The sequence below is a fragment of the Burkholderia sp. Ac-20365 genome (genome assembly GCF_017104715.1).
Lineage (GTDB): Bacteria > Pseudomonadota > Gammaproteobacteria > Burkholderiales > Burkholderiaceae > Paraburkholderia.
This window is the reverse complement of the sequence record NZ_JAAGPI010000011.1, coordinates 212,541-237,370: the sequence shown is the minus strand read 5'-3', so window position 1 is coordinate 237,370 and position 24,830 is coordinate 212,541. Positions and strand designations below refer to the sequence as shown.

The window sequence follows — 24,830 nt, the reverse complement described above, 5'->3', positions numbered from 1 at the left end:
CGCGTTATTGCTGCTGCCAGCCGAGCGTGATGTACGCGCCGCGCCGTGGCGTGTTGTACGTGTAGGCGAGTTCATAGTCCTTGTCGAAGAGATTCTGGATTTGCGCGGCCACGTACCATGCCTTCGTGATGTTGTAGCGCGCGGACAGATTCACGATGCCATAACCGCCGAGTGCCGTGCCGCTATCGTCGCGCTCCCCGCTCACGAGCCATTCGCCGCCCACCCGCCAGCTGCCGATATTGCGGTTCGCCGTGAACGAAGCAAAGTGACGCGCGCGCCGGTTCAGATCGGTGTGCGTGTCTTCATCGACGGGATTCTGGAAGGTCACGGCCGCGCGCACGTCGGTCCTGCCGACATGACCTTGCCACGATCCTTCTACGCCCTGGACTTTCGCATGGCCCACGTTCTCCGCGACATAGATGCCGGGTGTGGTCTGCACATAGTCGATCAGGTTCGTGTAGCGCGTCTGAAAGGCCGTGAGCTTCAGCAGACCCAGTGCGTCCGATGCGTACTGCACCGCTGCTTCGATGGAATGGCTGTGTTCCGGCTGGATCAGCGGATTGCCGCTGTACGGGTAGTACAGATCGTTGAAGCTCGGCGCGCGAAACGCATCGGACCAGCTTGCCGTCACTTTCCAGTGCTCGTCGAGGTCGTAGCCATAGCCGAGATAGTAACTGTTGGCTCCGCCGAAGTCCGAGTACTGGTCGCGCCGCAGGTTCGCCTGGATCTGGCTGTTGCCGAAGCGCCCCGTGTAGCCCGCGAACACCGAGTTCACGTGACGGTCGGGTGCGCTGTACTGGTTGGAATCGAGCGTCTGGTCGAGATGCTCATAGCCGAGTTGCAGCTTCTGATCCCGCGCAAACGTGAAATCGTTCTGCCATGTGTACTGCCGGTTATCCGAATCGTAGCGATACAGATAGTCGCCGTTCAGCGACGTGTTGCTGCGATCGTTGCCCGTCGCGACGACGAAACGCGTGGTCCACCAGTCGGTGAGCTTGCCGTTCGCGAACGCCGAGGCGGTCTGCACCTTGCTGTGCAGGTTATTGAGATCGGTGGGCAAGCCGAACGGATTGTCGAAGCTGTCGTTGCCGTTCGACTGAAAATAGCGCAGGCCGATATCCCAGCTCTCATTGAGCTTGTGACGCAGCGACGCGCTCACGCTCTCGTTGAAGTAGCCGTTCGCGTTCGGATTGACGGGCGCGAGCGCCGGGTCGATCGACGAGAAGCCGTCCGTCTTCGCACGCGCGAGCGTGATGCTGAAGGTCGTGCGGCCGTCCTTGTCGAGCGCGCCGTCCACGCCTGCCGACTGGCGCTGCGTGTGATAGCTGCCGTACTCGAGCTCGAAGTGAAAACGCGGCGGATGGTTGCCGCCGTCCTTCGTGAACACCTGCACCACGCCGCCTATCGCGCCCGATCCATACAGCGCCGACACGTTGCCGTTGACCACTTCGACGTGATCGATCTGATCGAGCGGGATCTGTTCGAGCTGCGCGTTGCCCTGGCTCACCGAATCGACGCGCACGCCGTCGATCAAGACGAGCGATTGGGTCGACGATGCGCCGCGCAGAAAAAGACTCGATGTCGAGCCCGGGCCGCCATTGCGCACGATCTGCGCGCCGGGCGCGAACTGCAGCAGTCCAGGCAGGTCGCGCGCGCTGCTGTCGGCGATGTCTTGCGAATCGAACAGCGTGGTCTGCGGAATGGCATCGGCAAGATGCTGCGCGCGGCGGTCGGCCGTGACGACGATGGGCGAGAGCGTCGTCGCGTTCGTCGTCGTGTCTTTGTCCGAAAGATCCGCGGATGTGGCGGATGCGTTCGTGTTGTCAATCGTTTGCGCAAACGCAGTCTGCGGAATCTGGGTGAATGCGAGCGCGGCTAGCGCGGCGATCGGCGCGCGCGTGAAGCGTGGAAGCATCGGGCGCGAATATGCCAAATGCGCCGGATGATGTGATACCGGGGTGAGCATCGAAAGAGTCCTGTGGGCCTGTACGCGGCCCGCTCCTCGTGGGCCGATGGCTATCAAGGAGCGGCACGCTCCAGGCCTTCGGCCGGTATCCGGGCTGACGACTGACCGATCCGCCTTCCCACGCAGCATGCGCAGTGGCGTTTCGCACGGCATCGACCGATGGATGGCGCGATGCGTGCATGGATCGACCTGCAGGAACTGCGGTCGTTGTACCGTTGCGAGGACAGCGCAGGTTGGCTCGTCCGGGCGGACTTCGCTCCCTGCTTCCCGTTTAACTGCGCGCGGCGTGATTCCGCGCGCGGGCACCAAAGTGCCGCAAGTGTAGAAGTGGCGCACACACGCGTCAAGAAACGCGCGGCATCACACGATGCGCCGACAGTGAACCGTTAAAAGAGCCCTGTTTTAAAGGGTAAAAATGCGTGAATCGCGCGAAAGCACCTGGATAAAGCTGCGTTAAAGCGCTACTGTTACGTCTCGAAACGAGACAAATGCCCGAGCGTGCGACATTCCGCGCTAGAATGCCATGTCTTTAGAGGACGCAGCACATGCTCACCGAACTCGAAACACTGTCACAGAACATCGGCCGGCTGATCGAGATCAGCCAGCGTTATAACGAAGCCCGCCTCGCACTCGAAGAACAGCTCGCACAAGCGCGCGCAGAATGCGAAGCGACCCGCGCAGAGCTCGAACAGACCCGCGAAGAACGCGCCGCATTGCAGGCGGAGCGCGATGCGCTGTCCGCGAAGATCGACGACGCGCAGGTTCGACTGAACGCCATCCTCGAGAAGTTGCCGCGCGCTCGTGCTCACGAGCCCGACAATCAACTCGATCTCCTCGCGCCCGAACAACAGGCGCAGGCCAATCACGACGCGAACAACGACGCGACCCGCCAGGGAGAAAACGCATGACCACGAAGCAGATCGAAGTGTCGATCCTCGGCCAGCCCTATCGACTCGCCTGCTCGCCGGAAACGGAAGCGGCGCTGCTCGAAGCGGTGGCGCGTGTCGATGCCGAGATGAACAAGATTCGCGCGAACAGCAACGTGCGCGGACAGGATCGTATTGCGGTGATGGCGGCGTTGTCGCTGGCATCGGAACTGCTTAAGCTGCAAGCCAGCGTGCGACACGGAGAATCATTTCCCGCCGAAGAAATCCGGCGTACAATGCACCAGATGAATGAGCAGCTGGGCACTGTGATCCAACAGTACAGCGTGCAGTAAAGCAAATTCGATGGGCTTGATTGTTTTATGATCAGGTCCATGTTGTAGAGCAAACGTTTTTCAAGCTTCCCTGCCTGGTTCGCCAAGGTCATATATTCCTTGAACCAATGCTATATGCACGGTTGCGGAAATTTGTAGCACGGGCGTGCGCGTCACTCAGTCTGATGTACCCGAAGTGCTGCTAACTGCGACCAATTCTGAACCTCAGGTTCAGGATGCCGGCCTAGCGGCTAAGGCGGGGACCCATACGAACGGCATCGGACCAGGTCCGATGCCGTTTTTCTTTGCGCGTGCGGTTTGTGTTTTGGCTCGCTGTGAGTTCGCAGCGAGCCATGCGTTGTCCGCAGTTCGAATTCGACTGTCCGACGAACACTTCTTCCACTCACGTTCAATCCGACTCATGCGCTACTGGCTGATGAAGTCCGAACCGGACGAAGCGAGCATCGACGATCTCGCCAACGCTCCGCAACGCACATTGCCCTGGACAGGCGTGCGCAACTATCAGGCGCGCAACTTCATGCGCGACATCATGAAGACGGGCGACGGCGTGCTGTTCTATCACTCCAGTTGTCCCGAGCCGGGCATTGCGGGCATCGCGGAAGTGTCTTCGACGGCCTACCCTGACCCGACCCAGTTCGATCCGAAGAGTCCGTACTACGACGAGAAGTCGACGCAGGAAACGCCGCGCTGGATGCTCGTCGATGTCGTCTTCAAGAAGAAGATCAAACTGATACCGCTCGCCGAGTTGCGCGAGCACCCTGAGCTTGCCGACATGCGCGTGCTTGCGAAGGGCAACCGTCTGTCGATCACGCCCGTCACGGACGCCGAATGGGCGTTCATCACGAAGCAACTGGCGAAGCGGGCTGCATGAGCGTGTGATGAACGGACACACATTCGAGCACACCCTCGGGAACCAGACGACCCTTTCAGACGCCTAACGTCCTCGCAAGCGTCATGCCACGCGCTGCACACTGATAGCTGGCGCGTGAGTCGTGACGCATGCACGCACAACCTGCAAACGAAGGAGTCGAACAAATGACGAAGAAAACCGCGCTCGTGTGGGCGCTCGCTGCCGGCGCATGCGCGGCGCCGCTTGCACTCGCGCTCACATCGACGGTGGCCAGCGCGCAGACGGTCGTGCAGCAGTATCAGCCTGCGGGCGTGTTGTCGTTGAATGCACAGGCGAGTGCCGAAGTGCCGCAGGATGTCGTCGAAATCACGCTGTTCTACGAACAGGAAGCGAGCGATCCATCGTCGTTGACGGGCACGTTGAACCAGCATGCCGATCAGGCATTGCAGAAGGCCAAGGGCGTGAGCGGCGTGACGGCGCGCACGGGGTCGTTCTCGATCTATCCGTCGACGGATCGCGACGGGCGAATCTCGGCATGGCGTGGGCGCACGGAGGTCGTGCTGGAGTCGCGTGATTTTGCGGCGGCTTCGAAGCTCGCGGGGCAGTTGTCGTCGATCATGCAGGTGGGCAACGTGCAGTTTTCGTTGTCGCCGGAGGCGCAGCGGACTGCCGAGCAGAAGTTAACGGGGCAGGCGATTGCTTCGTTCAAGCAACAGGCTACTTCTGCTGCGCAGGCTTTTGGGTATGGCGGGTATACGATTCGCGAAGTCAATGTCGGGCATAACGGTGGCGTGTCGCCACGGCCTGTCATGATGATGAGCATGCGGTCGGATGTCAGCGCCAAGGCGGCGGCGCCTGTGCCTGTTGAAGGGGGGACTTCGACTGTGACTGTTAATGTTTCTGGGTCTGTGCAGATGAAGTGATTTTTTTGTCTTGCGACGCGGAGGTGGTTTGCTTGTGCTTTCGCTGGCATCCGCGTTTTGTCTTGCCCGCTTCACGCGTCGCCCCTGTGCGGGGCAGCACCCGCTTTGGATCGTCTTGCGACGCTGGGGTGGTTTGCTTATGCTTTCGCTGGCATCCGCGTTTTGTCTTGCCCGCTTCACGCGTCGCCCCTGTGCGGGGCGGCACTTACTTTCTTTGCCGCCGCAAAGAAAGTAAGCAAAGAAAGCGGGCTAACACCCCCCGTTTTTGTGTTTGCCTGAGGGCCCGCAACGGTTCTTATCCTTCACACGGCAACTTCTCAGTTTCCGCTCGTTGCCAACGCTGCGAACAAATGCCTCACCCACTTCAATCACCCGTAGCGCAGCGAACGGCAGCGAATGATTGCGGCCGCCCAGGTGGCAAACTGTGTGTAGGTCGTAGTGCTGTATACGTCAGCGCTCTTACGACACCGATCGTGTTTTTCAATCTGGAGTGATGCGTGTACGCCGCGACAGCCGACACACAGTTTGCCGCTATAGAACGCGCGCAATTTGATCGCGCACGCGGCGACGCGGGAGTGTGAAGCCGGTGATGAGCGAATTCGAAGCGTTGGCAGCGGGCATCGAGAAGGGAGATACCGCGACCAGGATGGGGCCGTTGGGGGCCCGTGGGTAAAGAGAAGAACTGGCGGTGTTCAGCGGCTTTCTTTTGCCTACTTTTCTTTGCCGCGGCAAAGAAAAGTAGGTGCCGCCCCGCACAGGGGCGACGCATGAAGCACGAAGGCAAATCGCGGATGCCAGCGCCAGCACAAGCAAACCACCCAGCGTCGCAAGACAAAAAATCACCCTACGTTTAGGGGTTGCGCCGCCTGACGCCCATTCCTCCGATAAGCCCACACCAACATCAACACCCCAACAACAACCATCGGCAGGGACAACCACTGCCCCATCGAAAGCCCAAACGCCAGAAGCCCAAGAAAATCATCCGGCTCGCGAGCAAACTCAACGGTAAAACGGGCCAACCCATACCCAATCAGAAACACCGCAGACGCCGCCCCAACAGGCCGCGGCTTGCGCGTAAAGAACCACAGCACGAGAAACAGCACAACACCTTCAAGCGCAATCTCATACAGCTGGGACGGATGCCGCGGCAGCATGTGATATTGAGCAAACACATCCGCCAGATGCCACTGCGCGGCCTGCGCAGGATGCGCCACCAGCCAGCCTGCATCTTCATTGGCAGCGCCGGGAAACAACATCGCCCAAGGCGCATCGGGCGACGTCACCCGCCCCCACAACTCGCCATTGATAAAGTTGCCCAGCCGCCCGGCAGCAAGCCCCGTCGGCACCATCGGTGCAACAAAGTCCGTCACCTGCAGCCACGTGCGCTTGCGCTGCCACGCAAACAGCACCATCGCAAGCGTCACGCCGAGAAAGCCGCCGTGAAACGACATCCCGCCTTCCCACACCTTGAAAACATCCAGAGGATGCGCGAAGTACCAGCTCGCCTTGTAGAACAACACGTAACCCAGGCGCCCGCCGAGAATCGTGCCGAGCACGCCGTAAAACAGCATGTCGTCGATGTCCTTCGGGGTCCAGCCCTGCGCGGCGACGTGCGGCAGACGCAGCCGCAGCCGCCCCACGACGATCGCCAGAACAAAGGCGACCAGATACATCAGGCCGTACCAGCGGACGGCTAGCGGCCCAAGATGGATGGCGACGGGATCGAAATTCGGGTGGATGTGCATCGTATCGTTATAGGGGTTCGGTAATCTGAAAACTCAAGCGCATTGGACGCGCCACGCCGCAAAGGGTTCGCGCGATTCGCTTCAGCCCGCCAGCAGATCAGCGTGAGCGCGCACGATGTCGATGAAACCGGCCAGCACAGGGCTCACTTCCTCCGTGCGCCACACGAGTCCGGTCACGACTGCCGGCACCGCTTCACGCAACGGACGATACACGACGCCCGTGCGCCGCAGGTTACGCAACGATTGCGGCACCAGCGCGACACCCATGCCCGCGGACACGAGGCTCACGATCGTCTGCATCTGGATCGCTTCCTGGCCGATGCGCGGCGTGAGTCCCGCCGCGCCGTAGCAATCCATAATGATGTCATAAAAGCCTGGCGCGAGACGCCTCGGAAAGACGACGAGCGGTGCATCGCCCGCCTGCGCGAGACTCAACGGTGCATCGCGCCATTCGGCGGCGCCCGCTTCTCCGCCTTCCTCGCCTTCGATCCGCGCCGCCATTTCCGTCGACATCGCGATCACCAGCGGCTCGCGCGCGAGCGGCAGCCACGACAGCTGCGACGCATAGCGCGGCGGCAGCGGCCCGATCACGAGGCCCGCGTCGACACGCCCCGCCACCAGTTCGTCGATCTGCACGTCGCTGGTTGCCTCGAGCAGTTCGAGCCGCACGCGCGGATGCCGCGTGCCGAACTCGCGCAAGAGCGGCGGCAGCAACCCATAGTCCGCCGTCGACACGAACGCCAGCGACAACACGCCCGCCTCGCCACGCGCCAGACTCTGTGCGAGCGGACGCAACCCTTCCGCGCCCGCCAGCAGGCGCCGTACTTCGGGCAACAGATCCGCGCCAACCGACGTCAGTTCGACCGAGCGCTTCGTGCGCGCGAACAGTTCGACGCCGAGCGTCTCTTCGAGCGAGCGGATCGCCTGCGACAGCGGCGGCTGCGTCATCGACAGGCGCGCCGCCGCGCGGCCGAAATGCTTTTCTTCGGCCACCGTGACGAAGTAGCGCAACTGGCGCAAATCGGGCATTGCAGGCAGGCTCATTGATACATTTTACGACCTAATCGACGCTGAATAATATATTGGACATTCTTTCGCAGAAACTCCATTCTTGCCCCACGCGCCCGAACTAGACTAAAGAACCAGCGCTGGCACCGCCCGGGCCGTCGCGCCGCAAGCGCGAAGCGCGCCGCCCGGCGCGCACATCACAACAACTGGATGGAGCTCCCCATGCCGTATAACCGTCGTTCGAAGAACATCACGCAAGGCGTCGCACGTTCGCCGAATCGCTCGATGTATTACGCGCTCGGCTACCAGAAGGACGACTTCGACAAGCCGATGATCGGCATCGCCAACGGCCATTCGACCATCACGCCGTGCAACGCCGGCCTGCAACCGCTCACCGACGCCGCCGTGGTCGCCATCAAGCGCGCCGATGCGAACCCGCAGACCTTCGGCACGCCGACCATCTCCGACGGCATGTCGATGGGCACAGAAGGCATGAAGTACTCGCTCGTGTCGCGCGAAGTGATCGCCGACTGCATCGAGACCTGCGTGCAGGGTCAGTGGATGGACGGCGTGGTCGTGATCGGCGGCTGCGACAAGAACATGCCGGGCGGCATGATCGGCCTCGCGCGGATGAACGTGCCAGGCATCTACGTGTATGGCGGCACGATCAAGCCCGGCAAGTGGAAAGGCGTGGACCTGACCATCGTGTCGTCATTCGAGGCGGTGGGCGAGTTCACGGCGGGCCGCATGTCGAAGGAAGATTTCGAAGGGGTCGAACAGAACGCCTGCCCGACCACGGGTTCGTGCGGCGGCATGTACACGGCCAACACGATGAGTTCGTCGTTCGAGGCGCTCGGCATGTCGCTGATGTACTCGTCGACCATGGCGAACCCCGATCCGGAAAAAGTGGACTCCGCCGCGGAATCGGCGCGCGTGCTGGTCGAAGCCGTGAAGCAGGACCGCAAGCCGCGCGACATCATCACGAAGAAGTCGATCGAAAATGCCGTCGCGCTGATCATGGCAACGGGCGGCTCGACCAACGCCGTGCTGCACTATCTGGCCATCGCGCATGCGGCGGAAGTCGAATGGACCATCGACGACTTCGAGCGCATGCGCAAGAAAGTGCCCGTGATCTGCGATCTGAAGCCGTCGGGCAAGTACGTCGCGACCGACCTGCACGCGGCCGGCGGCATCCCACAGGTGCTGAAGCTGCTGCTGGATGCAGGGCTGCTGCACGGCGACTGCATGACGATCACCGGCAAGACCATCGCCGAAGAACTGAAGGACGTGCCGAGCAAGCCGCGTGCGGACCAGAAAGTGATCTATCCGCTCGACAAGGCGCTCTACGACGAAGGCCATCTCGCGATCCTCAAGGGCAATCTCGCAGAAGACGGCGCCGTCGCGAAGATCACCGGGCTGAAGAATCCCGTCATCACCGGCCCGGCGCGCGTGTTCGACGACGAGCAAAGCGCGATGGAAGCGATCCTTGCCGACAAGATCAAGGCGGGCGACGTCGTCGTGCTGCGCTATCTCGGCCCGCAAGGCGGCCCGGGCATGCCGGAGATGCTCGCGCCGACCTCGGCGATCATCGGCAAGGGTCTCGGCGAATCGGTGGGCCTGATCACGGATGGCCGCTTCTCGGGCGGCACGTGGGGCATGGTGGTCGGTCACGTCGCGCCTGAGGCATTCGTGGGCGGCACGATCGCGCTGGTGCAGGAAGGCGATTCGATCACCATCGACGCGCACACGCTGCTGCTGCAACTGAACGTCGACGATGCCGAACTGCAACGACGCCGCGGTGCGTGGAAACAGCCCGCGCCACGCTACACGCGCGGCGTGATGGCCAAGTTCGCGGCGCTCGTGAAGCCGGCCAACAAGGGCGCCGTCACCGGCTGACGCAGCGCAACATCGCCTTGCCTCGGCATGCTTCGATGAACAAAGGGGCACACGGATCGCCGTGTGCCCCTTTGCTCTTATAATGCGTCCACCACGAGCCGGGCTGAGTCACCGGCGGAGACCATAATGAAATCGAAGTCGTATGCGGCACTCGTGCTGGCAGGCACTTTGGCATTCACCGGCGCGGCGCGCGCGGAATCCGCTCAGGGCCTGGCGCTGGCGCAAAAGCAGAACTGCATGAGCTGCCATTCGGTAACGCGGCAATTCATGGGACCGTCGCTGCACGATGTCGCCGCGAAATACGCGACGCGCAGCGATGCCGTCGTCTACCTCACGCGCAAGATCACGGAGGGCAGCGCGGGCGTCTGGGGCCCCGTGCCGATGCCCGCGAACACGCAGGTCACGCAGGACGAAGCGATGTCGCTGGCAAGCTGGATCCTGACGCTCAAATAACACGCGTCGTGCGCGGCCTAGCTGCTCTTGCTTGCTATTACTTGCTCGTCGTCGAATTGCCGAGTTCTTCGCGGATCGCCTCGCGCACCCAGCTGAGCATTTCCGTTTCCAGCGCGAGCGCCACCTCGCGCGTGATCTGATTGACGAGCCAGGTCGTGTGATCCTGGAACGCATCACGGCAGCGCGCTTCAATCAGATTCCGTCCATCGCCTTTCAGATATGTCGCGAAGCGCCCGCGCAGGCGCTCGGCCAGCACGTCGGCATCGTAGTCGGTGGCCTGGCTGGGCGCTGCAACCGATGCGTGAACGTGCTCCGCCGGCATGACAACCGGCTCGGGCGGCGCGACATACTGCTCCGCTGCCGAACCCGACGTGAACTCCGCCTCACCCGGCACGAACTGCGCCGGCTCGCGCAGAGGCGCATGCAACGGTGCTTGCGGCGATTCGTAGATGGAATCGAGAACGGGCACGTCGTCATCACGGACGACCGGCTTGTCGGATTCGACATGCGCGTCGTGCCGGTCGTCATGCTTGTCATGCGCCGTCCCATGCTTGCGTGCGTGCGAGCCTTCGTGCGCATGCGCGCCGCCGCGCTTCGGCCGCTTCGCCTTCGCATGCGGATCGTGCCCCGTCTCCATCACGTCGGTCAGCATGGGGATGTCTTGATCGGAAGAGTCGGAAGATTGGGACACGAAAACACTCCCTTGAAAGATCGGACGAGCCGGTTCTGCGCGAATCGGACAATCCCGCGCATCGAGCGGACAGTGCACGGACAACAGCCGGTCAGGCGCCCTGCTTGTAGTTGTTCAGAGCATAGCCGCGATCGCGATAGAAGCGATAGCGCTCGCGCCCGGCGGCCAGTTCGTCGGGCGCATTGCCGACGATTTCCAGCAGGCGCTCGAAGCGCGCGAACTGCGGCGGCACCGTTGCACCCAGATTCAACAGTATCTGATGGTGCGGCACGTCGTCGAGCGACGAAGTGAGCACGACAGGCGTTTGCGCCGCGAGCGGGCTCGCCGCGAGGCAATGCGGAATGAAGTCGAGCGGCGAGAAGGTCCACAACTGCTCGTCGAACGCGCGCAGGCGCGGCGGTTCGGCCAGCACGACGAGCGGCTGGCCGGCCTGATACGCCTTGCGCACGAGACGGCACGCGTACTGCAGCGAATCGCCGACGTTCGAATGAAAGTCGATGCGGGTCATCGGCGATCCTGCCTTGCTGCGTGATACATGTGACGCGTGATCGAACTGCGAAGCGTCATTGCGCGGCGCGGTCGATCAGGAACTGCGCCAGCAGCGGCACGGGACGGCCCGTTGCGCCCTTCGCCGCGCCGCTCTTCCACGCGGTGCCGGCGATATCCAGGTGCGCCCACGGATACGCTTCCGTGAAGCGCGACAGGAAGCACGCTGCCGTCACGCTGCCCGCCGGACGTCCGCCGATGTTGGCGATATCGGCGAAATTCGACTTGAGCTGATCCTGATACTCGTCGTCGAGCGGCAGGCGCCATGCCGGGTCGGACGCTTCCTTCGATGCATCCAGCAATTCGCCCGCGAGCGCGTCGTCCTTCGAGAACAGGCCGCTGTTGTGATGACCGAGCGCGATGATGCAGGCGCCCGTCAGCGTCGCGATGTCGATCACGGCAGCGGGCTTGAAGCGCTCTGCATACGTGAGCGCGTCGCACAGGATCAGGCGGCCTTCCGCGTCCGTGTTCAGCACTTCAATGGTGAGACCCTTCATGCTGGTGACGATGTCGCCCGGCTTGGTCGCATTGCCCGCGGGCATGTTCTCGCAAGTCGGGATGATGCCGACCACGTTGAGCTTCAGGCCCATTTCGGCGACCGCGCGCAGCGTGCCGAGCACGGAGCCTGCGCCGCACATGTCGTACTTCATCTCGTCCATGCCGTCGCCGGGTTTCAGCGAAATGCCGCCCGTGTCGAACGTGATGCCCTTGCCGACCAGCACGACGGGCGCAGCCTTCGCGGAACCGCCCTGATACTGGAGCACGATGAACTGCGGCGGCTCGACGGAACCCCTCGTGACCGACAGGAACGAGCCCATCTTCAGCGCTTCGAGCTGCTTCTGGCCGAGCACTTCGACCTTCAGCTTCCAGTCTTTCGCGAGTTTCTTCGCGGTGTTGCCCAGATAGGTCGGCGTGCAGACGTTGCCCGGCAGGTTGCCGAGATCCTTCGTCAGATCCATGCCGTTTGCGAGCGCGACGCCCTGCTTGAGCGCGACCTTGGCGAGCTTCTCGTCCGCTGCGTCGACGCTGAACACGATGCGCTTCAATGCACGCGCGCTGGTGTCCGGCTTGCTCTTCATTTGCGTGAACTTGTACGTCAGCTCGCGCAGCGCGAGGATCGCGGCGCGCACGGCCCAATCCGACGAACGCTCCTTGACGGGCGCCTGAGCCAGCGTGAACGTGACCTGCGTGATCTTGGTGCCGAGGATTGCGCGCCACGCGGCGCGCACGGCGTCGCCGTAGGCTTTCTGCGTGAAGGCATCCTGCTTGCCGAGGCCGACCAGCAGCACGCGCGACGCGCCGATGCCCTGCACTTCATGCAGGAACACGGTGCTGCCGATCTTGCCGTCCATGTCGCCGGCCTTGACGATGCGTGTAAGCAGGCCCTTGGTGGCCGCGTCGATTTCCAGCGCCGCGCCCGACAGCGTCTGCGACTCGAACACACCGATCACGATGCAATCCGATTTTCCGGTAAGGAACCCGTTGGTCGAGCCTTTGCTCCAATCACAGGCTTTTATGCTAAAGTCCATCGCGCTTGTCCTCGGATAAAATCTGGGCTTAGGATGAAAGCCGCAATTATCCGCTATTTTTCCCGCGGCGGCTGCACGAAGGCGTGATGGGGCTGAACCCCGCCGCCTCCCGGAGCGCCCCCTCTCATCATCAACCATGATTTTTGAACGCTCCCTCCAGCGCGAACTGGCGTACACGGCTGGCGCCGTGTTCATGGTTCTGCTCACGCTGGTCCTGACGACGATGATGATCCGCATCGTCGGCTTCGCGGCGTCCGGTGAAATCGACCCGCGCGACGTGCTCGTGCTGATCGGTCTGACGGTCATCGGCTATCTCGCGATCATGCTGGTCGCGACGCTGTTCGTGTCGATCCTGTTCGTGCTCACGCGCTGGTACAAGGATTCCGAAATGGTCGTGTGGCTCGCCTCGGGCGTGAGCCTCACGCGCTTCATCAAGCCGATCGGCCTGTTCGCGACGCCCATCATCATTCTGATCGCGTTCTTCGTGTTCGTCGGCTGGCCGTGGTCGAACCAGCAGAGCAAGCTGATCCGCGCGCGCTTCCAGCAGCGCGACGAGGTCTCGCTGCTCGCGCCGGGCCAGTTCCGCGAATCCGCTACCAGCCACCGCGTGTTCTTCATCGAGAAGATGTCGCCCGATCAGGGCCACGTCGAGAACGTGTTCGTCACGAGCACGGAAGGCGGCAAGGTGAACGTGGTCGTGTCGAAGAACGGCCATACGGAAACGCATGCAAACGGCGACCGCTTCGTCGTGCTCGAAAACGGCCGGCGCTACGACGGCGAGCCGGGCCATCCCGACTTCCGCATCATGGAGTTCGAGCGTTACGGCGTGAAGATCCAGAGCCAGCCGGTGGTCAGCACGCCGACCACGACGGGCACGCCGACGCTCGACCTGTTCCGCGACCCGACCCGCCAGAATCTGGCTGAGTTCGCGTGGCGCGCGGGTTTGCCTTTGATCGCGATCAACCTGATGCTGCTCGCTATTCCGCTGGCCCACCAGAATCCGCGGCGCAGCCGCACGATCAACCTCGTGATGGCGGTGCTGATCTATCTGACCTATTCGAATCTGCTGAACGTCGTGCAGTCGTGGATCGAGCAGGGCAAGATGTCGTTCGGCGTGGGCCTCGTGGGGCTGCATATCGTCGTCGCGCTGGTTGTCGCGTTCATCTTCTGGCTGCGGGTGCGCAACCGGCCGCTCTTCACGCGGGCGATGTTCAGCCGGTCGTCGGACCGTCCGGCGCAGGGAGCGTGACCAATGCGCATCTATGAAAAGTATTTCGCGCGTCAGGTCTACCTCACGTTCATCTTCATTCTGTTCGCGTTTTCGGGTCTGTTCTTCTTCTTCGACCTGATCAACGAACTGAACTCGGTCGGCCACGGCAACTACAAGTTCCAGTACGCGGTGCTGCGCGTCGCGCTGCAGACGCCGTCGCGCTTCTACGAAATCATTCCGGTGGCCGCGCTGATCAGCGCGATCTACGTGTTCGCGCAGATGGCCGCGAATTCCGAGTACACGATTTTCCGCGTGTCCGGTCTCGCAACCAATCAGGCGCTACGCTCGCTGCTGAAGATCGGCATTCCGCTCGTGTTTCTCACGTACATCATTGGCGAAGTGGTCGGGCCTTATACCGATCAACTGTCGGAGCGCGTGCGGCTGGAGGCGCTGGGTTCGTCGGTGTCGAGCAACTTCGAGTCAGGCGTCTGGGTGAAGGACACGCTGACGGCCCGCGCCGACGGCGAGCAGGTGACGCGCTTCGTGAACGTCGGGCAGTTGCAGCCCGATGCGACCATTTCGAACGTGCGCATCTACGAATTCGATTCGAAGTTCCGTCTGTCGAATGTGCGCATTGCGAAGTCGGGCCAGTATCAGCCGCCCGGCCACTGGCTGCTGAAGGACGTAACCGACACGCAACTGATCGACGTCGCGCCCGACGCCGGCAAGCCCGCCGACGCGTTGAACCCGGTGTATCGCGCGAAGCAGGTGGCCTTGCCTGAGTATTCGCTGCGCTCGGAACTGACGCCGCAGATTCTCTCAGTGCTGCTGGTCGCGCCGGAACGGATGTCGATGTTCAATCTGTTCCGTTATATCCAGCACTTGACCGAGAATCATCAGGACACGCAACGCTACGAGATCGCGCTGTGGCGCAAGATTCTCTACCCGTTCGCGGTGTTCGTGATGCTGGTGCTGTCGTTGCCGTTTGCGTATCTGCATACGCGTGCGGGCGTAGTCGGTATGAAGGTGTTTGGCGGGATCATGCTGGGCATGAGCTTCCAGCTGTTCAACACGCTGTTCTCGCACATCGGCAATCTGAATACGTGGCCTGCGCCGTTGACGGCGGCGACGCCGGCGTTGATCTATCTCGTGCTCGGGTTGGTCGGCTTGAAATGGGTTGACCGGCATTAGTTGTTTTCTTCCTCGCGGGGCGATCAGGCGATGGGTGCTCATGGGATTGTGCTGTTTGCGCATGGCGCGAGGGATGCCCGCTGGGCTGAGCCTTTTGAGCGGCTACGCGCACGCTTGCAGGAGCTGCGAGGCCCGTCTGGTGGGCCTGTTTCCCTTGCGTATCTCGAGTTGATGACGCCTGATTTGCCTTCGGCTGTGGCTGCTCAGGTTACAGCCGGGGCTTCTGTTATCACCGTTGTGCCTGTTTTTTTTGGTCAAGGCGGGCATATTCGGCGTGATTTGCCTGTGATCCTGGATCAATGCCGCAGCGCGAATCCTTCTGTTGAGATTCGTTGCTCTACTGCTGTTGGCGAAGATGCCGAGGTTATTGAGGCGATTGCTGGGTATTGCTTGCGGCAGGGTTTGGTTTAAGGTTTTTGTGTCTGCGACGCTTTGGGTTTGCTTGTGTTTTTGCTGGCATCCGCGATTTGTTATTGGTGCCTCACGCGTTGCCCCTGTGCGGGGCGGCACCTACTTTTCTTTGCCGCGGCAAAGAAAAGTAGGGGCGGTTTCAAACGTGAAGTGCAACACGAGGCTTAGTGGACAGAAGTATCGGGGCTGGAGGCAAGTGCAAGCATGGTGGAGAAGGCTTCGAACGGCGAGTGAAATGCGTGTGTGGCACGAGGGCGAGCGTTGAGGCTATCGGCAATGGCGTCAAGGTCATCCTGACTGTAGACCGAGAGATCCGTGCCCTTGGGCAGATACTGGCGTAGCAGACCATTGGTGTTCTCGCAGGTGCCGCGTTGCCAGGGGCTATGCGGGTCACAGAAGTAGACCTTCACTCCGGTGGCAGCAGCGAGTTGCTCGTGGCACGCCATTTCCTTGCCCTGGTCGTACGTCAGGCTTTGGCGTAACGGCGCAGCGATGGAATTAAGTTTGGCAGAGAACCCGGCGAGTGCCGATGCCGCTGTCGCATCGTCCATCCTGGCAAGCAGCACCAGGCGGCTGGAGCGTTCGACCAGCACGCCCACAGCAGAACCATTGTTTGCGCCCTTGATGAAGTCGCCTTCCCAGTGGCCCGGCATCACGCGGTCGTCCGCCTCGGGTGGGCGCACATGAATGCTGAGCATGTCGGGGATCTGGCCGCGCCGGTCTTTGCCGCGGGTTCGCGGCATGCGATCGCTGCGATGGTGGCGCAGACAGGCGATGAGCTGGCGACGCAGTTCCCCATACGGGTGGGCGTAGATGGCCGTGTAGATAGTCTCGTGCGAGACCCGCTGGGACGAATCATTCGGGTACATACGTTTGAGCGTACCCGATATCTGCTGAGGCGACCATTTCCAGTCCAGCAGCGTGAGGACAATGCGCCATGTAACGCCTTGCGGGTCAAGCTTGGCGGGGCGTCGGGCAGCGGCACGTCGTGCGACGCTTAGCGCCTGGGCCGGCATCGAAGCATAGTGCTCGGGTCCGCTGTTGCGCGCCAGTTCACGGCTCACCGTTGCAGGTGAGCGCTTAAGCATACGGGCCATGGCCCGTATGCTTGAACCTTGCAGACGCAGGCTGGCGATCGTCAGCCGCTCTTCTGGCTGGAGTTGTCGGTATCGTTTTTCCATGGCAACACCTTAAACGAGTCGGGGGTGTTGCACTTCAGATTTGAAAACTCGAGGCAAAAGAAAGCCGCTGAACACCGCTAATTTTTGACGTTTGCCCACGGGCCCTCAACGGCCCCGCCCCGTTCGCGGCAAGGTTCTTCTCGATACCCGCTGCCAACGCTTCGAATTAGCTCGTCACCCACTTCATGCTCCCGCGTCGCTGCTGGCGCGATCAAATCTCCCACGTTCTATAGCGGCAAACTGTGTGTCGGCTGTCGCGGCTTATGCGCTTCACTCCGGACTGAAAAGCAAGGTGGGCCGCTCGAAAGCACGATCGGTGTCGTAGGAGCGATGACGTGTGCAGCACCACGACCTACACATAGTTTGCCACCTGGGCGGCCGCAATCATTTGCTGCCGTTCGCTACGCTACGGGTGATTGAAGCGGGTGAGGCGCCAATTCGGAGCGCTGGCAACGGGCATCAAACGGAGCGGTTGCCGTGTGAAGCGGAGGAACTGTTGGGGGCCCTCAGGCGGTGGTCAAGAACCGGCGGTGTTAGCCCGCTTTCTTTGCTTACTTTCTTTGCGGCGGCAAAGAAAGTAAGTGCCGCCCCGCACAGGGGCAACGCCTGAACCACCGATAACAAACCGCGGATGCCAGCACAAAGCGAAAGCAAACCACCCCATCGTCGCAAGACAAAAAAAAACGCTCACCTCATCACATCAAACAAAACCCGAGCCACATCAACAACAACCTCATCACGAGGCAAAGTCTCTTTAGGCATCACGCCAGTGAAATAGATAGCCACAACAAGAGGCGCCGCCGAAGGCGGATAAACAACTGCCACATCGTTAGCCGTGCCGTAATCCCCGCTGCCTGTCTTGTCGGCGACCCGCCACCCCGCTGAGGGCACGGCAGCCCGAATCCGCGTAGCACCCGTCATATTCCCAAGCATCCATGCTGAGAGAAGATCGCGCTGCTGCGGACCAAGCACATCATCAGTCAACAGAAACTTCTGCACATCGAGCATCATCGCCCGCGGCGTCGTGGTATCGCGCATATCGCCAGGAACGGACGCGTTCAGATCAGTTTCGTTACGCACGAGATCGAACCACGTATCGCCAATCGAATTGGCAAACTCGTTCAACACTTCAGGCCCACCAAGCGCTGTCAGCAACAAATTAGCGGCCGTATTGTCACTGTGCTGCAACGCCGCCGCGCAAAGTTCACCGATCGTCATGCCCTCGCCCACATGGCGCCGCGTAACAGGCGAATTGGCCACGAGTTCAGCCTCCTGAAACCGCACTCGCTCGTCGAGCAGTCCACGCTCGGCCATACTGCGCTTGAGTATCAACGCAACGGCCACGAGCTTGAAAGTACTGCACATCGGAAAGCGTTCGGACTCGCGATAGCCCACGAAAGAACCATCAGCCGTATTGAGCGCGGCGACGCCCAGACGTCCACCGCTCCTCAATTCGAGCTTCTGAAACCGCTCCTGCGCAGCGAGATTGATCGACACAGATGAAGCCGGCTGCGCACGCACACCAATCACAGGACCGGCAGCAAGCGCAATCAGCAAGGAACGACGCAAAGAAGAATAAGCCATGTAGTACCGCTGAATGCAAAGCGAAAGGCAATCTTAACGCAACGCTCATGCCCGCCCTCTTCAACGCCCACTTACTCAGAAGCACAAAAGCGAATCGGCCGCACTCGCTTGCACGAATGCGGCCGATCTCAAGAACAACGACGTATAGGCTCAAGCCACGCGCAATGCCGTCTCTACATTCGATTCGGCTTCAGCATCGCCCTGCCCGCTCACAACCCGCTCGGCAAACGCGTCACCGATCATCAGCAGCGAAGGCTGCGACGCGTCGAGCCAATGTTGCGCATCGCCCGCTGCGAGACCATCGAGCGTCAGCGTCAACATGCGCTCACGCGGCGTCGAACACGCTTCCACGATCGCCACCGGCGTCGAGCCCGCACGACCCGCATCGATCAGTTGCTGCGCGATCTCGGGCGCGCTGTCGCGGCCCATGTAGAACACCAGCGAATCCGCGTTCACCTGCTCGCGGATCTCGGCGGAATCGGGTGCGCGGCTGTGCGTCGCGAGCGCAACGCTGCGCGACACGCCACGCAGCGTCAGCGAACGCCGCAGCGATGCCGCACTCGCCAATGCCGCCGTGATGCCGGGCACGATTTCATACTCGATACCCGCCGCTTCCAGCGCACGCATCTCTTCATCGGCGCGGCCGAACAGCATCGGGTCGCCACCCTTCAAACGCACGACAACGCCGTGCTCGCGCGCGGCATCGACGATCTGCTTGTTGATGAAGTGCTGCGCCGTCGAACGCTGGCCGCAGCGCTTGCCGACAGCAATCTTGCGCGCGTGCGGCGCGTAGTCGAGCATGGCCGGCTCGACCAGCGCGTCGTGCAGCACGACGTCGGCAAGCCCGAGCAGCCGTGCGCCGCGAACCGTGATCAGGTCCGCTGCGCCTGGCCCCGCGCCAATCAGATACACCTTGCCCATGTGCTTCTCGCTCCGTCCGCTTCGGGATTTCAGGCGGAAACCGAACGGATCATGCCGGCCGCGACCGTGTGATGCGTCGCTTCGTCGATCAGCACGAAAGCGCCCGTACCCGGATGCGTGTCGTACTCGTCGGCGACGATCGGCTTTTGCAGCGTCAGCGACACGCGGCCGATATCGTTCATCGCCAGTTCGTGACGGTCGGTCGCGTGCGACAGCGTATGCACGTCGAGCACCTGCTGGATGCCGCCGACACGCGCGAACACCGTGTTGGTGGTCTGCTTCAGCAGATACTTGCGAGCCGTCGACAGCGGCGTTTCGTCGAACCAGCACAAGTCTGCTTCGAGCTTCTTCGCCGGTTGCACAGCCGCGCTCGCGTGCACGAACGTATCGCCGCGCGACACGTCGACGTCTTCCGCGAGGCGGATCGTCACCGTCTGGCCCGCGAATGCGCGGTCCACTTGTGCCGTGCCGCCCGGCACGGGTGCAATGATTTCAGCAACCGTAGCCTGACGGTTCGCCGGCAGCACCGTGATCGCATCGCCGAGCTTCACTTCGCCCGATTCGACACGGCCCATGTAGCCGCGGAAATCGTCGGCCTGGCTGCCGTCCTGGCGCGCCACCCACTGAACCGGGAAACGCAGCGCTTCATGCGATGCCGTATCGACGGGCAGTGCTTCGAGCACGTCGAGCAGCGGCTCGCCCGCATACCACGCCATGCGCTCGCTGGCCGTGACGATGTTGTCGCCCTTCAGGGCCGACACCGGCACGAAGCGCACATCGCTCAGACCCAACCGGCGAGCCAGCGTGACATACGCGTCGCGGATTTCGTTGAAGCGCGCTTCGCTGTATTCGACGAGGTCCATCTTGTTGATTGCGACGATCACATGCTGCAAGCCGAGCAGCTTGACGATCGCGCTGTGACGCTTGGTCTGCGGCAGCAGTTGCGCAACGCCGTCTTCGAACGTGACGCGCGTGGCGTCGACGAGAATGATCGCGGCATGCGCCGTCGATGCGCCCGTCACCATGTTGCGCGTGTACTGCTCGTGGCCCGGCGTGTCGGCGATGATGAACTTGCGCTTTGCAGTCGCGAAGTAGCGATACGCGACGTCGATCGTGATGCCTTGCTCGCGCTCGGCTTCGAGGCCGTCCGTCAGCAGCGACAGATCGATTTCGTCGCCGACCGTACGCTTGTTCTTCGCGCGCGACAGCGCCGACAGTTGATCCGACAGCACAGCCTTGCTGTCGTACAGCAGGCGGCCGATCAGCGTGCTCTTGCCGTCGTCGACGCTGCCAGCTGTGATGAAACGAAGCACGCCGAGGTCTTCAGGTTGATGCGTGGTGCTCATAGTGACTCTTTCCTCTGCGTGCTCTTTAGAAATAACCTTGCTTCTTGCGCTGTTCCATCGCCGCTTCCGACGTCTGGTCGTCCATACGCGTCGCGCCGCGTTCCGTGATTTCCGTCACGGCGGTTTCAGCGATGATCTTTTCCACATCGTCCGCATCGCTTTCGACGGGGCACGTGCAGCTGATATCGCCCACCGTACGGAAGCGCACCAGCGCTTCTTCGCTGGTCTCGCCTTCGCGCATCGGGGTGATCGGCGTGACAGGCACGAGCAGACCGTTACGGCGCACGATCTCGCGCTTGTGCGCGTAGTAGATGGACGGCAGTTCGAGGTTTTCGCGCGCGATGTATTGCCACACGTCGAGTTCCGTCCAGTTCGAGATCGGGAACACGCGCAGATGCTCGCCCTGATGCAGACGCGCGTTGTACAGGCTCCACAGTTCCGGGCGTTGCGCCTTCGGATCCCACTGGCCGAACTCGTCGCGGAACGAGAAAATGCGCTCTTTCGCACGCGCCTTTTCTTCGTCGCGGCGTGCACCGCCGATCATCGCCGTGTAGCCGTATTGCTCGATGGTTTCGAGCAGCGTCACAGCTTGCGCGGCGTTGCGCGAATCCGTTTCGCGGCGCAGACGCACGGTGCCTTTCCTGATCGAATCTTCCACGTGGCCAACCACGAGTTCAGCGCCGATTTCCTTCGCACGACGATCGCGGAAGTCGATCACTTCGTCGTAGTTATGGCCCGTGTCGATATGCACGAGCGGGAACGGCAGCTGCGTCTTGCGGTTCGCACCGAGGCCGAATGCCTTCAGCGCGAGCGCCAGCACGACGACGGAATCCTTGCCGCCCGAAAACAGCAGCGCGGGCTTGCTGCACTCGGCAACCAGTTCGCGCAGGATGTGGATCGACTCGGCTTCGAGCCAGTCGAGGTGGTCCATGCGGTTCGCCGTGACGTTCAGCGGTGCGTTGACAGTGGAATCGAGCGTCGTGCTCATGTTCAGGTCCTTCGTTGGTTCGTGTCGCATGATCGGGTTCTCACCAGATGTGTGCGACACGAGAAGATTCAATCGAAATCTGCTTCTGCGTTCGCGTGCGGCTCAGTGGAGCGGAGACGCGTTCTCCGAAATCACCGTGACAGGGATCGTCGTGATGTGCAGCCCGCATTCCTTCGTATCGCGGGATTCCCACCACCAGCGCCCTGCCCGGCTGTCTTCGCCGGGGCGCACGGCGCGCGTACACGGCTCGCAACCGATGCTCGGATAGCCGCGCGCATGCAGCGGATTCACGGGCACGTCGAACGCCTTGAGGTACGCCCACACATCGGCTTCCGTCCAGTCCGCGAGCGGGTTGTACTTGGCGATGTTGCGTCCGTGATCCTGCTCTTCCTCGTGCAGCTCCGCGCGCGTCACTGACTGCTCGCGACGCTGGCCCGTAACCCACGCGCCAACATCCGACAGCGCGCGGTTCAGCGGCTCGACCTTGCGGATTTCGCAGCAACGCTTGCGCAGATCGATGCTTTCGTAGAACGCATTCAGGCCGTGCTGCTTGACGTATTCGTCGACGGCATCCGCCTGCGGATGAAACTGCTCGATCGCGTAGCCATACCGTTCCTGCACGCGATCGAGCATGCCGAGCGTTTCCGCGTGCAAGCGGCCTGTGTTCAGCGAGAAGATGCCGATCTTCACGCCGCGCGACAGGATCGCGTGCGTGAGCAGCATGTCTTCCGCTGCGAGGCTGCTCGCGAACTTGACCTTCTCGTGACGCTGCCCGATCGAATCGAGCAACGCATCGAGACGTTCGATCTTCGCCTGAAGCTCAGGCGTGATGTCGGCTTGCGAAGTCATACCGACGCCTTTTGCGCAGCCGCTGCTTCGCGACGACGGAAGAGTGGCGAAGGATCGTCGAACGCACCTTGATACTGCACAGTGAATTCGGTGAATGCGTTGAGCGCGTCGTTGAAGTCCTTGTCGGCACGCAGTGCGTATGCGTTGAAGCCGCAGCGCTCATAAAAACGCAGCTGGTCGCGCAGCACATCGCCGATCGCGCGGATTTCGCCCTTGTAGCCGTAGCGCTCGCGCAGCAGACGCGCGGTGCTGTAGCCGCGGCCATCGCGGAACACCGGGAAGTCCACTGCGATCAGCGCGATCTTGTCGAAGTCCGCGACGATGTCAGCGGGTTCGCTGTCCGGTGCGAGCCACACGCCGATTTCCTGCGCGCTGCGCGATGCCGTCAGCGCATCACGTTCGGCTTGCCAGAACGCGAACGGAACAATGATCTTGCCTGCGGGCAACTCAGCGACTGCGGGCAGCGCGCCGTCTTCGGCTGCGCGGATTACCGTGAAGTCGTCTTCGACGATTGCGCGGTCCTTGATAATCGATGCCATCTGCTAATCCTTGTTCCCGTTACGCGTGAGCCGGTTGACGCGATGCGTACACGCGTTCCTTGAACGGCGTGAGGCCGATGCGGTTGTAGGTGTCGATGAAGCGTTCGCCGTCGATACGGTGTTCGACGAACGTATCGATCACCTTCGACACCACGTCCGGCATTTCTTCCGCCGAGAACGACGGGCCGATCACGCGGCCGAGCTTCGCGCCTTCATGACCCGTGCCCTGTTCGCCGCCGAGCGACACCTGATACCACTCGGAGCCGTCCTTATCCACGCCCAGCACGCCGATGTTGCCGACGTGATGGTGACCGCACGAGTTCATGCAACCCGAGATGTTCAGCGACAGGTCGCCGAGGTCGTACACGAAGTCGGCGTTGTCGAAACGTTCCTGAATGGCCTGGGCAATCGGAATCGACTTCGCATTCGCGAGCGAGCAGAAATCGCCGCCCGGGCACGCGATGATGTCGGTCAGCAAGCCGACGTTCGGCGTCGCGAAACCTTGTGCCTTCGCCTTTTCCCACAGCGCGTACAGATCGCGCTTCTTCACGTTCGCGAGAATCAGGTTCTGTTCGTGCGACACGCGGATTTCGCCGAGCGAGTATTCGTCAGCCCAATCGGCGACGGCGGCCATCTGCGCATCGGTTGCGTCGCCCGGCGCGATGTCGCGCGGCTTCAGCGAAATCGTCACCGACGAGTAACCCGACACACGGTGCGGGCGCACATTGCGCTCGACCCAGCGTGCGAACGGCTTGCTTTCGAGCAGATGCTTTTCGAACGATGCGTCCGTATCCGGCAGCTTTTCGTACGCAGGCGGTTGGAAGTACTGCGACACGCGCGCAACTTCCGCTTCCGTCAGCGTCGACGGACCGTCCTTCAGGTGTTGCCATTCCTCGTCGACCTGTTGCGCGAACTTCGCGGGCGACAGCGCCTTCACGAGAATCTTGATACGCGCCTTGTACAGGTTGTCGCGGCGGCCGTAGCGGTTATACACGCGCAGCACGGCTTCGCAGTACGTCAGCAGATGCTGCCAGGGCAGGTCTTCCTTGATGATCGCGCCGATGATCGGCGTGCGGCCCAGGCCGCCGCCCGCGAGAATGCTGGCGACCACTTCACCCGCGTCGTTCTTCTTCAGATAGACGCCGAGGTCGTGAATCTGCACCGCTGCGCGGTCTTCCTTCGTGCCCGACACGGCGATCTTGAACTTGCGCGGCAGCCATGCGAATTCCGGGTGGAACGTCGACCATTGGCGCATGATTTCCGCCCACGGACGCGGATCGACGATTTCGTCGGGCGCGACGCCCGCGAATTGATCGGCCGTGATGTTACGGATACAGTTGCCCGACGTCTGGATGCCGTGCATCTGGACGGACGCGAGCTTGCGGAGGATTTCCGGCGTTTCTTCGAGCTGGATCCAGTTGTACTGGATGTTCGAGCGCGTCGAGAAATGACCGTAGCCACGGTCATGCTCGCGCGCGATGGTCGCGAGCATGCGCAACTGGTCGCTGCGCAGGTTGCCGTACGGAATCGCGATGCGGTGCATGTAAGCATGGCGCTGCATGTACAGGCCATTCTGCAGGCGCAGCGGACGGAACTCTTCTTCGCTCAATTCGCCCGACAGGCGGCGGCGAACCTGGTCGGCATATTGCGCGACGCGTTCGTCGACGATGGTCTGGTCGTACTGATCGTATTGGTACATTCGGGGACCCCAGGGTTTGTTCGTCTCACACGACGCGGCGTTCCGGTTACGCCGCGCTTTCGTCTTCGTCAGTCAGCTTTGAGTG

Annotated in this window: 23 protein-coding genes, 1 other RNA gene and 1 riboswitch; of the genes, 10 read left to right on the top strand and 14 right to left on the bottom strand. The window is 61.8% G+C overall.

The window, feature by feature from the left end; genetic code table 11:
• Positions 1–4 precede the first annotated feature (4 nt).
• The gene (locus G3O01_RS21220) at positions 5–1,915 is read right to left on the bottom strand and encodes a TonB-dependent receptor (RefSeq protein WP_205807122.1); all 1,911 of its coding nucleotides are present in this window, start codon (positions 1,913–1,915) and stop codon (positions 5–7) included.
• A 113-nt stretch (positions 1,916–2,028) separates the two neighbouring features.
• A riboswitch (cobalamin riboswitch) is annotated at positions 2,029–2,291 on the bottom strand.
• Between the two features lie 220 nt (positions 2,292–2,511).
• On the opposite strand from G3O01_RS21220, the gene G3O01_RS21215 reads away from it, so the two are divergent.
• From G3O01_RS21215 to G3O01_RS21195, 5 genes are all read left to right on the top strand, one after another.
• Positions 2,512–2,874, top strand: coding sequence for an ATPase (locus G3O01_RS21215; protein ID WP_205807088.1), 363 nt, complete (start codon positions 2,512–2,514; stop codon positions 2,872–2,874).
• A complete protein-coding gene (locus tag G3O01_RS21210; protein ID WP_109481012.1) occupies positions 2,871–3,185 on the top strand; it encodes a cell division protein ZapA in 315 nt (104 codons plus the stop codon). Before G3O01_RS21215 ends, G3O01_RS21210 begins: the two co-directional genes overlap by 4 nt.
• Before the next feature lie 64 nt (positions 3,186–3,249).
• A non-coding RNA gene (ssrS, locus tag G3O01_RS21205) (6S RNA) lies at positions 3,250–3,431 on the top strand.
• Positions 3,432–3,585: 154 nt separating this feature from the next.
• Positions 3,586–4,056 carry an EVE domain-containing protein gene (locus tag G3O01_RS21200; RefSeq protein ID WP_205807087.1) on the top strand — a complete coding sequence of 157 codons (471 nt, stop codon included), beginning with the start codon at positions 3,586–3,588 and terminating at the stop codon, positions 4,054–4,056.
• A 164-nt stretch (positions 4,057–4,220) separates the two neighbouring features.
• A complete protein-coding gene (locus G3O01_RS21195; RefSeq protein ID WP_205807086.1) occupies positions 4,221–4,958 on the top strand; it encodes an SIMPL domain-containing protein in 738 nt (245 codons plus the stop codon).
• Positions 4,959–5,797: 839 nt separating this feature from the next.
• Here G3O01_RS21195 and lgt read toward each other — a convergent pair.
• Together lgt and G3O01_RS21185 are read right to left on the bottom strand one after the other, a co-directional pair.
• A complete protein-coding gene (lgt, locus tag G3O01_RS21190; protein WP_205807085.1) occupies positions 5,798–6,703 on the bottom strand; it encodes a prolipoprotein diacylglyceryl transferase in 906 nt (301 codons plus the stop codon).
• 81 nt (positions 6,704–6,784) lie between these two features.
• Entirely contained in the window at positions 6,785–7,747 is a 963-nt protein-coding gene (locus G3O01_RS21185) for a LysR family transcriptional regulator (RefSeq protein WP_205807084.1), read from the bottom strand.
• A gap of 186 nt (positions 7,748–7,933) precedes the next feature.
• Between G3O01_RS21185 and ilvD the strand changes: the two genes are divergently transcribed.
• Together ilvD and G3O01_RS21175 are read left to right on the top strand one after the other, a co-directional pair.
• Positions 7,934–9,607 carry a dihydroxy-acid dehydratase gene (gene ilvD, locus G3O01_RS21180; protein WP_205807083.1) on the top strand — a complete coding sequence of 558 codons (1,674 nt, stop codon included), beginning with the start codon at positions 7,934–7,936 and terminating at the stop codon, positions 9,605–9,607.
• 126 nt (positions 9,608–9,733) lie between these two features.
• Positions 9,734–10,060 (top strand): c-type cytochrome, encoded by a 327-nt coding sequence (locus tag G3O01_RS21175; protein ID WP_205807082.1) that lies wholly within the window; start codon positions 9,734–9,736, stop codon positions 10,058–10,060.
• A gap of 37 nt (positions 10,061–10,097) precedes the next feature.
• On the opposite strand, the gene G3O01_RS21170 is transcribed toward G3O01_RS21175, so the two are convergent.
• From G3O01_RS21170 to G3O01_RS21160, 3 genes are all read right to left on the bottom strand, one after another.
• The gene (locus G3O01_RS21170) at positions 10,098–10,751 is read right to left on the bottom strand and encodes a DUF2486 family protein (protein WP_205807081.1); all 654 of its coding nucleotides are present in this window, start codon (positions 10,749–10,751) and stop codon (positions 10,098–10,100) included.
• A gap of 91 nt (positions 10,752–10,842) precedes the next feature.
• Complete coding sequence (locus tag G3O01_RS21165) at positions 10,843–11,259, bottom strand: DNA polymerase III subunit chi (protein ID WP_205807080.1); 417 nt, start codon at positions 11,257–11,259, stop codon at positions 10,843–10,845.
• A gap of 55 nt (positions 11,260–11,314) precedes the next feature.
• On the bottom strand, positions 11,315–12,826 hold the full coding sequence (locus G3O01_RS21160; RefSeq protein WP_205807079.1) for a leucyl aminopeptidase: 1,512 nt from the start codon (positions 12,824–12,826) through the stop codon (positions 11,315–11,317).
• 136 nt (positions 12,827–12,962) lie between these two features.
• On the opposite strand from G3O01_RS21160, the gene lptF reads away from it, so the two are divergent.
• Genes lptF through G3O01_RS21145 form a run of 3 tightly spaced genes read left to right on the top strand, consistent with a single transcriptional unit; the run spans position 12,963 to position 15,638 of the window.
• Positions 12,963–14,075 (top strand): LPS export ABC transporter permease LptF, encoded by a 1,113-nt coding sequence (gene lptF / locus G3O01_RS21155; protein WP_205807078.1) that lies wholly within the window; start codon positions 12,963–12,965, stop codon positions 14,073–14,075.
• Between the two features lie 3 nt (positions 14,076–14,078).
• On the top strand, positions 14,079–15,227 hold the full coding sequence (gene lptG, locus G3O01_RS21150) for an LPS export ABC transporter permease LptG (protein WP_205807077.1): 1,149 nt from the start codon (positions 14,079–14,081) through the stop codon (positions 15,225–15,227).
• Between the two features lie 30 nt (positions 15,228–15,257).
• Positions 15,258–15,638, top strand: a complete 381-nt coding sequence (locus tag G3O01_RS21145; protein WP_205807076.1) for a CbiX/SirB N-terminal domain-containing protein — start codon at positions 15,258–15,260, stop codon at positions 15,636–15,638.
• A gap of 164 nt (positions 15,639–15,802) precedes the next feature.
• Here the strand turns inward: G3O01_RS21145 and G3O01_RS21140 are convergent, their stop codons facing one another.
• The 8 genes from G3O01_RS21140 to G3O01_RS21105 all read right to left on the bottom strand — a co-directional run bounded on the left by G3O01_RS21140 (position 15,803) and on the right by G3O01_RS21105 (position 24,745).
• The gene (locus G3O01_RS21140) at positions 15,803–16,819 is read right to left on the bottom strand and encodes an IS30 family transposase (RefSeq protein WP_205807075.1); all 1,017 of its coding nucleotides are present in this window, start codon (positions 16,817–16,819) and stop codon (positions 15,803–15,805) included.
• 687 nt (positions 16,820–17,506) lie between these two features.
• A complete protein-coding gene (bla, locus tag G3O01_RS21135; protein WP_205807074.1) occupies positions 17,507–18,403 on the bottom strand; it encodes a class A beta-lactamase in 897 nt (298 codons plus the stop codon).
• A gap of 150 nt (positions 18,404–18,553) precedes the next feature.
• Positions 18,554–19,324 carry a uroporphyrinogen-III C-methyltransferase gene (cobA, locus tag G3O01_RS21130; RefSeq protein ID WP_205807073.1) on the bottom strand — a complete coding sequence of 257 codons (771 nt, stop codon included), beginning with the start codon at positions 19,322–19,324 and terminating at the stop codon, positions 18,554–18,556.
• 29 nt (positions 19,325–19,353) lie between these two features.
• A complete protein-coding gene (locus G3O01_RS21125) occupies positions 19,354–20,670 on the bottom strand; it encodes a GTP-binding protein (protein WP_205807072.1) in 1,317 nt (438 codons plus the stop codon).
• Between the two features lie 25 nt (positions 20,671–20,695).
• On the bottom strand, positions 20,696–21,658 hold the full coding sequence (gene cysD / locus G3O01_RS21120; RefSeq protein ID WP_205807121.1) for a sulfate adenylyltransferase subunit CysD: 963 nt from the start codon (positions 21,656–21,658) through the stop codon (positions 20,696–20,698).
• A 102-nt stretch (positions 21,659–21,760) separates the two neighbouring features.
• Positions 21,761–22,507 carry a phosphoadenylyl-sulfate reductase gene (locus G3O01_RS21115; RefSeq protein ID WP_205807071.1) on the bottom strand — a complete coding sequence of 249 codons (747 nt, stop codon included), beginning with the start codon at positions 22,505–22,507 and terminating at the stop codon, positions 21,761–21,763.
• Positions 22,504–23,046: a DUF934 domain-containing protein gene (locus G3O01_RS21110; protein ID WP_205807070.1), complete on the bottom strand. Its 543-nt coding sequence runs from the start codon at positions 23,044–23,046 to the stop codon at positions 22,504–22,506. The genes G3O01_RS21115 and G3O01_RS21110 overlap by 4 nt, the downstream gene beginning before the upstream one ends.
• Positions 23,047–23,065: 19 nt before the next feature.
• A complete protein-coding gene (locus G3O01_RS21105; protein ID WP_205807069.1) occupies positions 23,066–24,745 on the bottom strand; it encodes a nitrite/sulfite reductase in 1,680 nt (559 codons plus the stop codon).
• Between the last annotated feature and the right edge of the window lie 85 nt (positions 24,746–24,830).

What these genes read in the sequence shown, in the direction of transcription:
- G3O01_RS21220 (WP_205807122.1), bottom strand. Translation starts at nt 1,915, where the DNA reads ATGCTTCCACGCTTCACGCGCGCGCCGATCGCCGCGCTAGCCGCGCTC.
- G3O01_RS21215 (WP_205807088.1), top strand. Translation starts at nt 2,512, where the DNA reads ATGCTCACCGAACTCGAAACACTGTCACAGAACATCGGCCGGCTGATC.
- G3O01_RS21210 (WP_109481012.1), top strand. Translation starts at nt 2,871, where the DNA reads ATGACCACGAAGCAGATCGAAGTGTCGATCCTCGGCCAGCCCTATCGA.
- G3O01_RS21200 (WP_205807087.1), top strand. Translation starts at nt 3,586, where the DNA reads ATGCGCTACTGGCTGATGAAGTCCGAACCGGACGAAGCGAGCATCGAC.
- G3O01_RS21195 (WP_205807086.1), top strand. Translation starts at nt 4,221, where the DNA reads ATGACGAAGAAAACCGCGCTCGTGTGGGCGCTCGCTGCCGGCGCATGC.
- lgt (WP_205807085.1), bottom strand. Translation starts at nt 6,703, where the DNA reads ATGCACATCCACCCGAATTTCGATCCCGTCGCCATCCATCTTGGGCCG.
- G3O01_RS21185 (WP_205807084.1), bottom strand. Translation starts at nt 7,747, where the DNA reads ATGAGCCTGCCTGCAATGCCCGATTTGCGCCAGTTGCGCTACTTCGTC.
- ilvD (WP_205807083.1), top strand. Translation starts at nt 7,934, where the DNA reads ATGCCGTATAACCGTCGTTCGAAGAACATCACGCAAGGCGTCGCACGT.
- G3O01_RS21175 (WP_205807082.1), top strand. Translation starts at nt 9,734, where the DNA reads ATGAAATCGAAGTCGTATGCGGCACTCGTGCTGGCAGGCACTTTGGCA.
- G3O01_RS21165 (WP_205807080.1), bottom strand. Translation starts at nt 11,259, where the DNA reads ATGACCCGCATCGACTTTCATTCGAACGTCGGCGATTCGCTGCAGTAC.
- G3O01_RS21160 (WP_205807079.1), bottom strand. Translation starts at nt 12,826, where the DNA reads ATGGACTTTAGCATAAAAGCCTGTGATTGGAGCAAAGGCTCGACCAAC.
- lptF (WP_205807078.1), top strand. Translation starts at nt 12,963, where the DNA reads ATGATTTTTGAACGCTCCCTCCAGCGCGAACTGGCGTACACGGCTGGC.
- lptG (WP_205807077.1), top strand. Translation starts at nt 14,079, where the DNA reads ATGCGCATCTATGAAAAGTATTTCGCGCGTCAGGTCTACCTCACGTTC.
- G3O01_RS21145 (WP_205807076.1), top strand. Translation starts at nt 15,258, where the DNA reads ATGGGTGCTCATGGGATTGTGCTGTTTGCGCATGGCGCGAGGGATGCC.
- G3O01_RS21140 (WP_205807075.1), bottom strand. Translation starts at nt 16,819, where the DNA reads ATGGAAAAACGATACCGACAACTCCAGCCAGAAGAGCGGCTGACGATC.
- bla (WP_205807074.1), bottom strand. Translation starts at nt 18,403, where the DNA reads ATGGCTTATTCTTCTTTGCGTCGTTCCTTGCTGATTGCGCTTGCTGCC.
- cobA (WP_205807073.1), bottom strand. Translation starts at nt 19,324, where the DNA reads ATGGGCAAGGTGTATCTGATTGGCGCGGGGCCAGGCGCAGCGGACCTG.
- G3O01_RS21125 (WP_205807072.1), bottom strand. Translation starts at nt 20,670, where the DNA reads ATGAGCACCACGCATCAACCTGAAGACCTCGGCGTGCTTCGTTTCATC.
- cysD (WP_205807121.1), bottom strand. Translation starts at nt 21,658, where the DNA reads ATGAGCACGACGCTCGATTCCACTGTCAACGCACCGCTGAACGTCACG.
- G3O01_RS21115 (WP_205807071.1), bottom strand. Translation starts at nt 22,507, where the DNA reads ATGACTTCGCAAGCCGACATCACGCCTGAGCTTCAGGCGAAGATCGAA.
- G3O01_RS21110 (WP_205807070.1), bottom strand. Translation starts at nt 23,046, where the DNA reads ATGGCATCGATTATCAAGGACCGCGCAATCGTCGAAGACGACTTCACG.
- G3O01_RS21105 (WP_205807069.1), bottom strand. Translation starts at nt 24,745, where the DNA reads ATGTACCAATACGATCAGTACGACCAGACCATCGTCGACGAACGCGTC.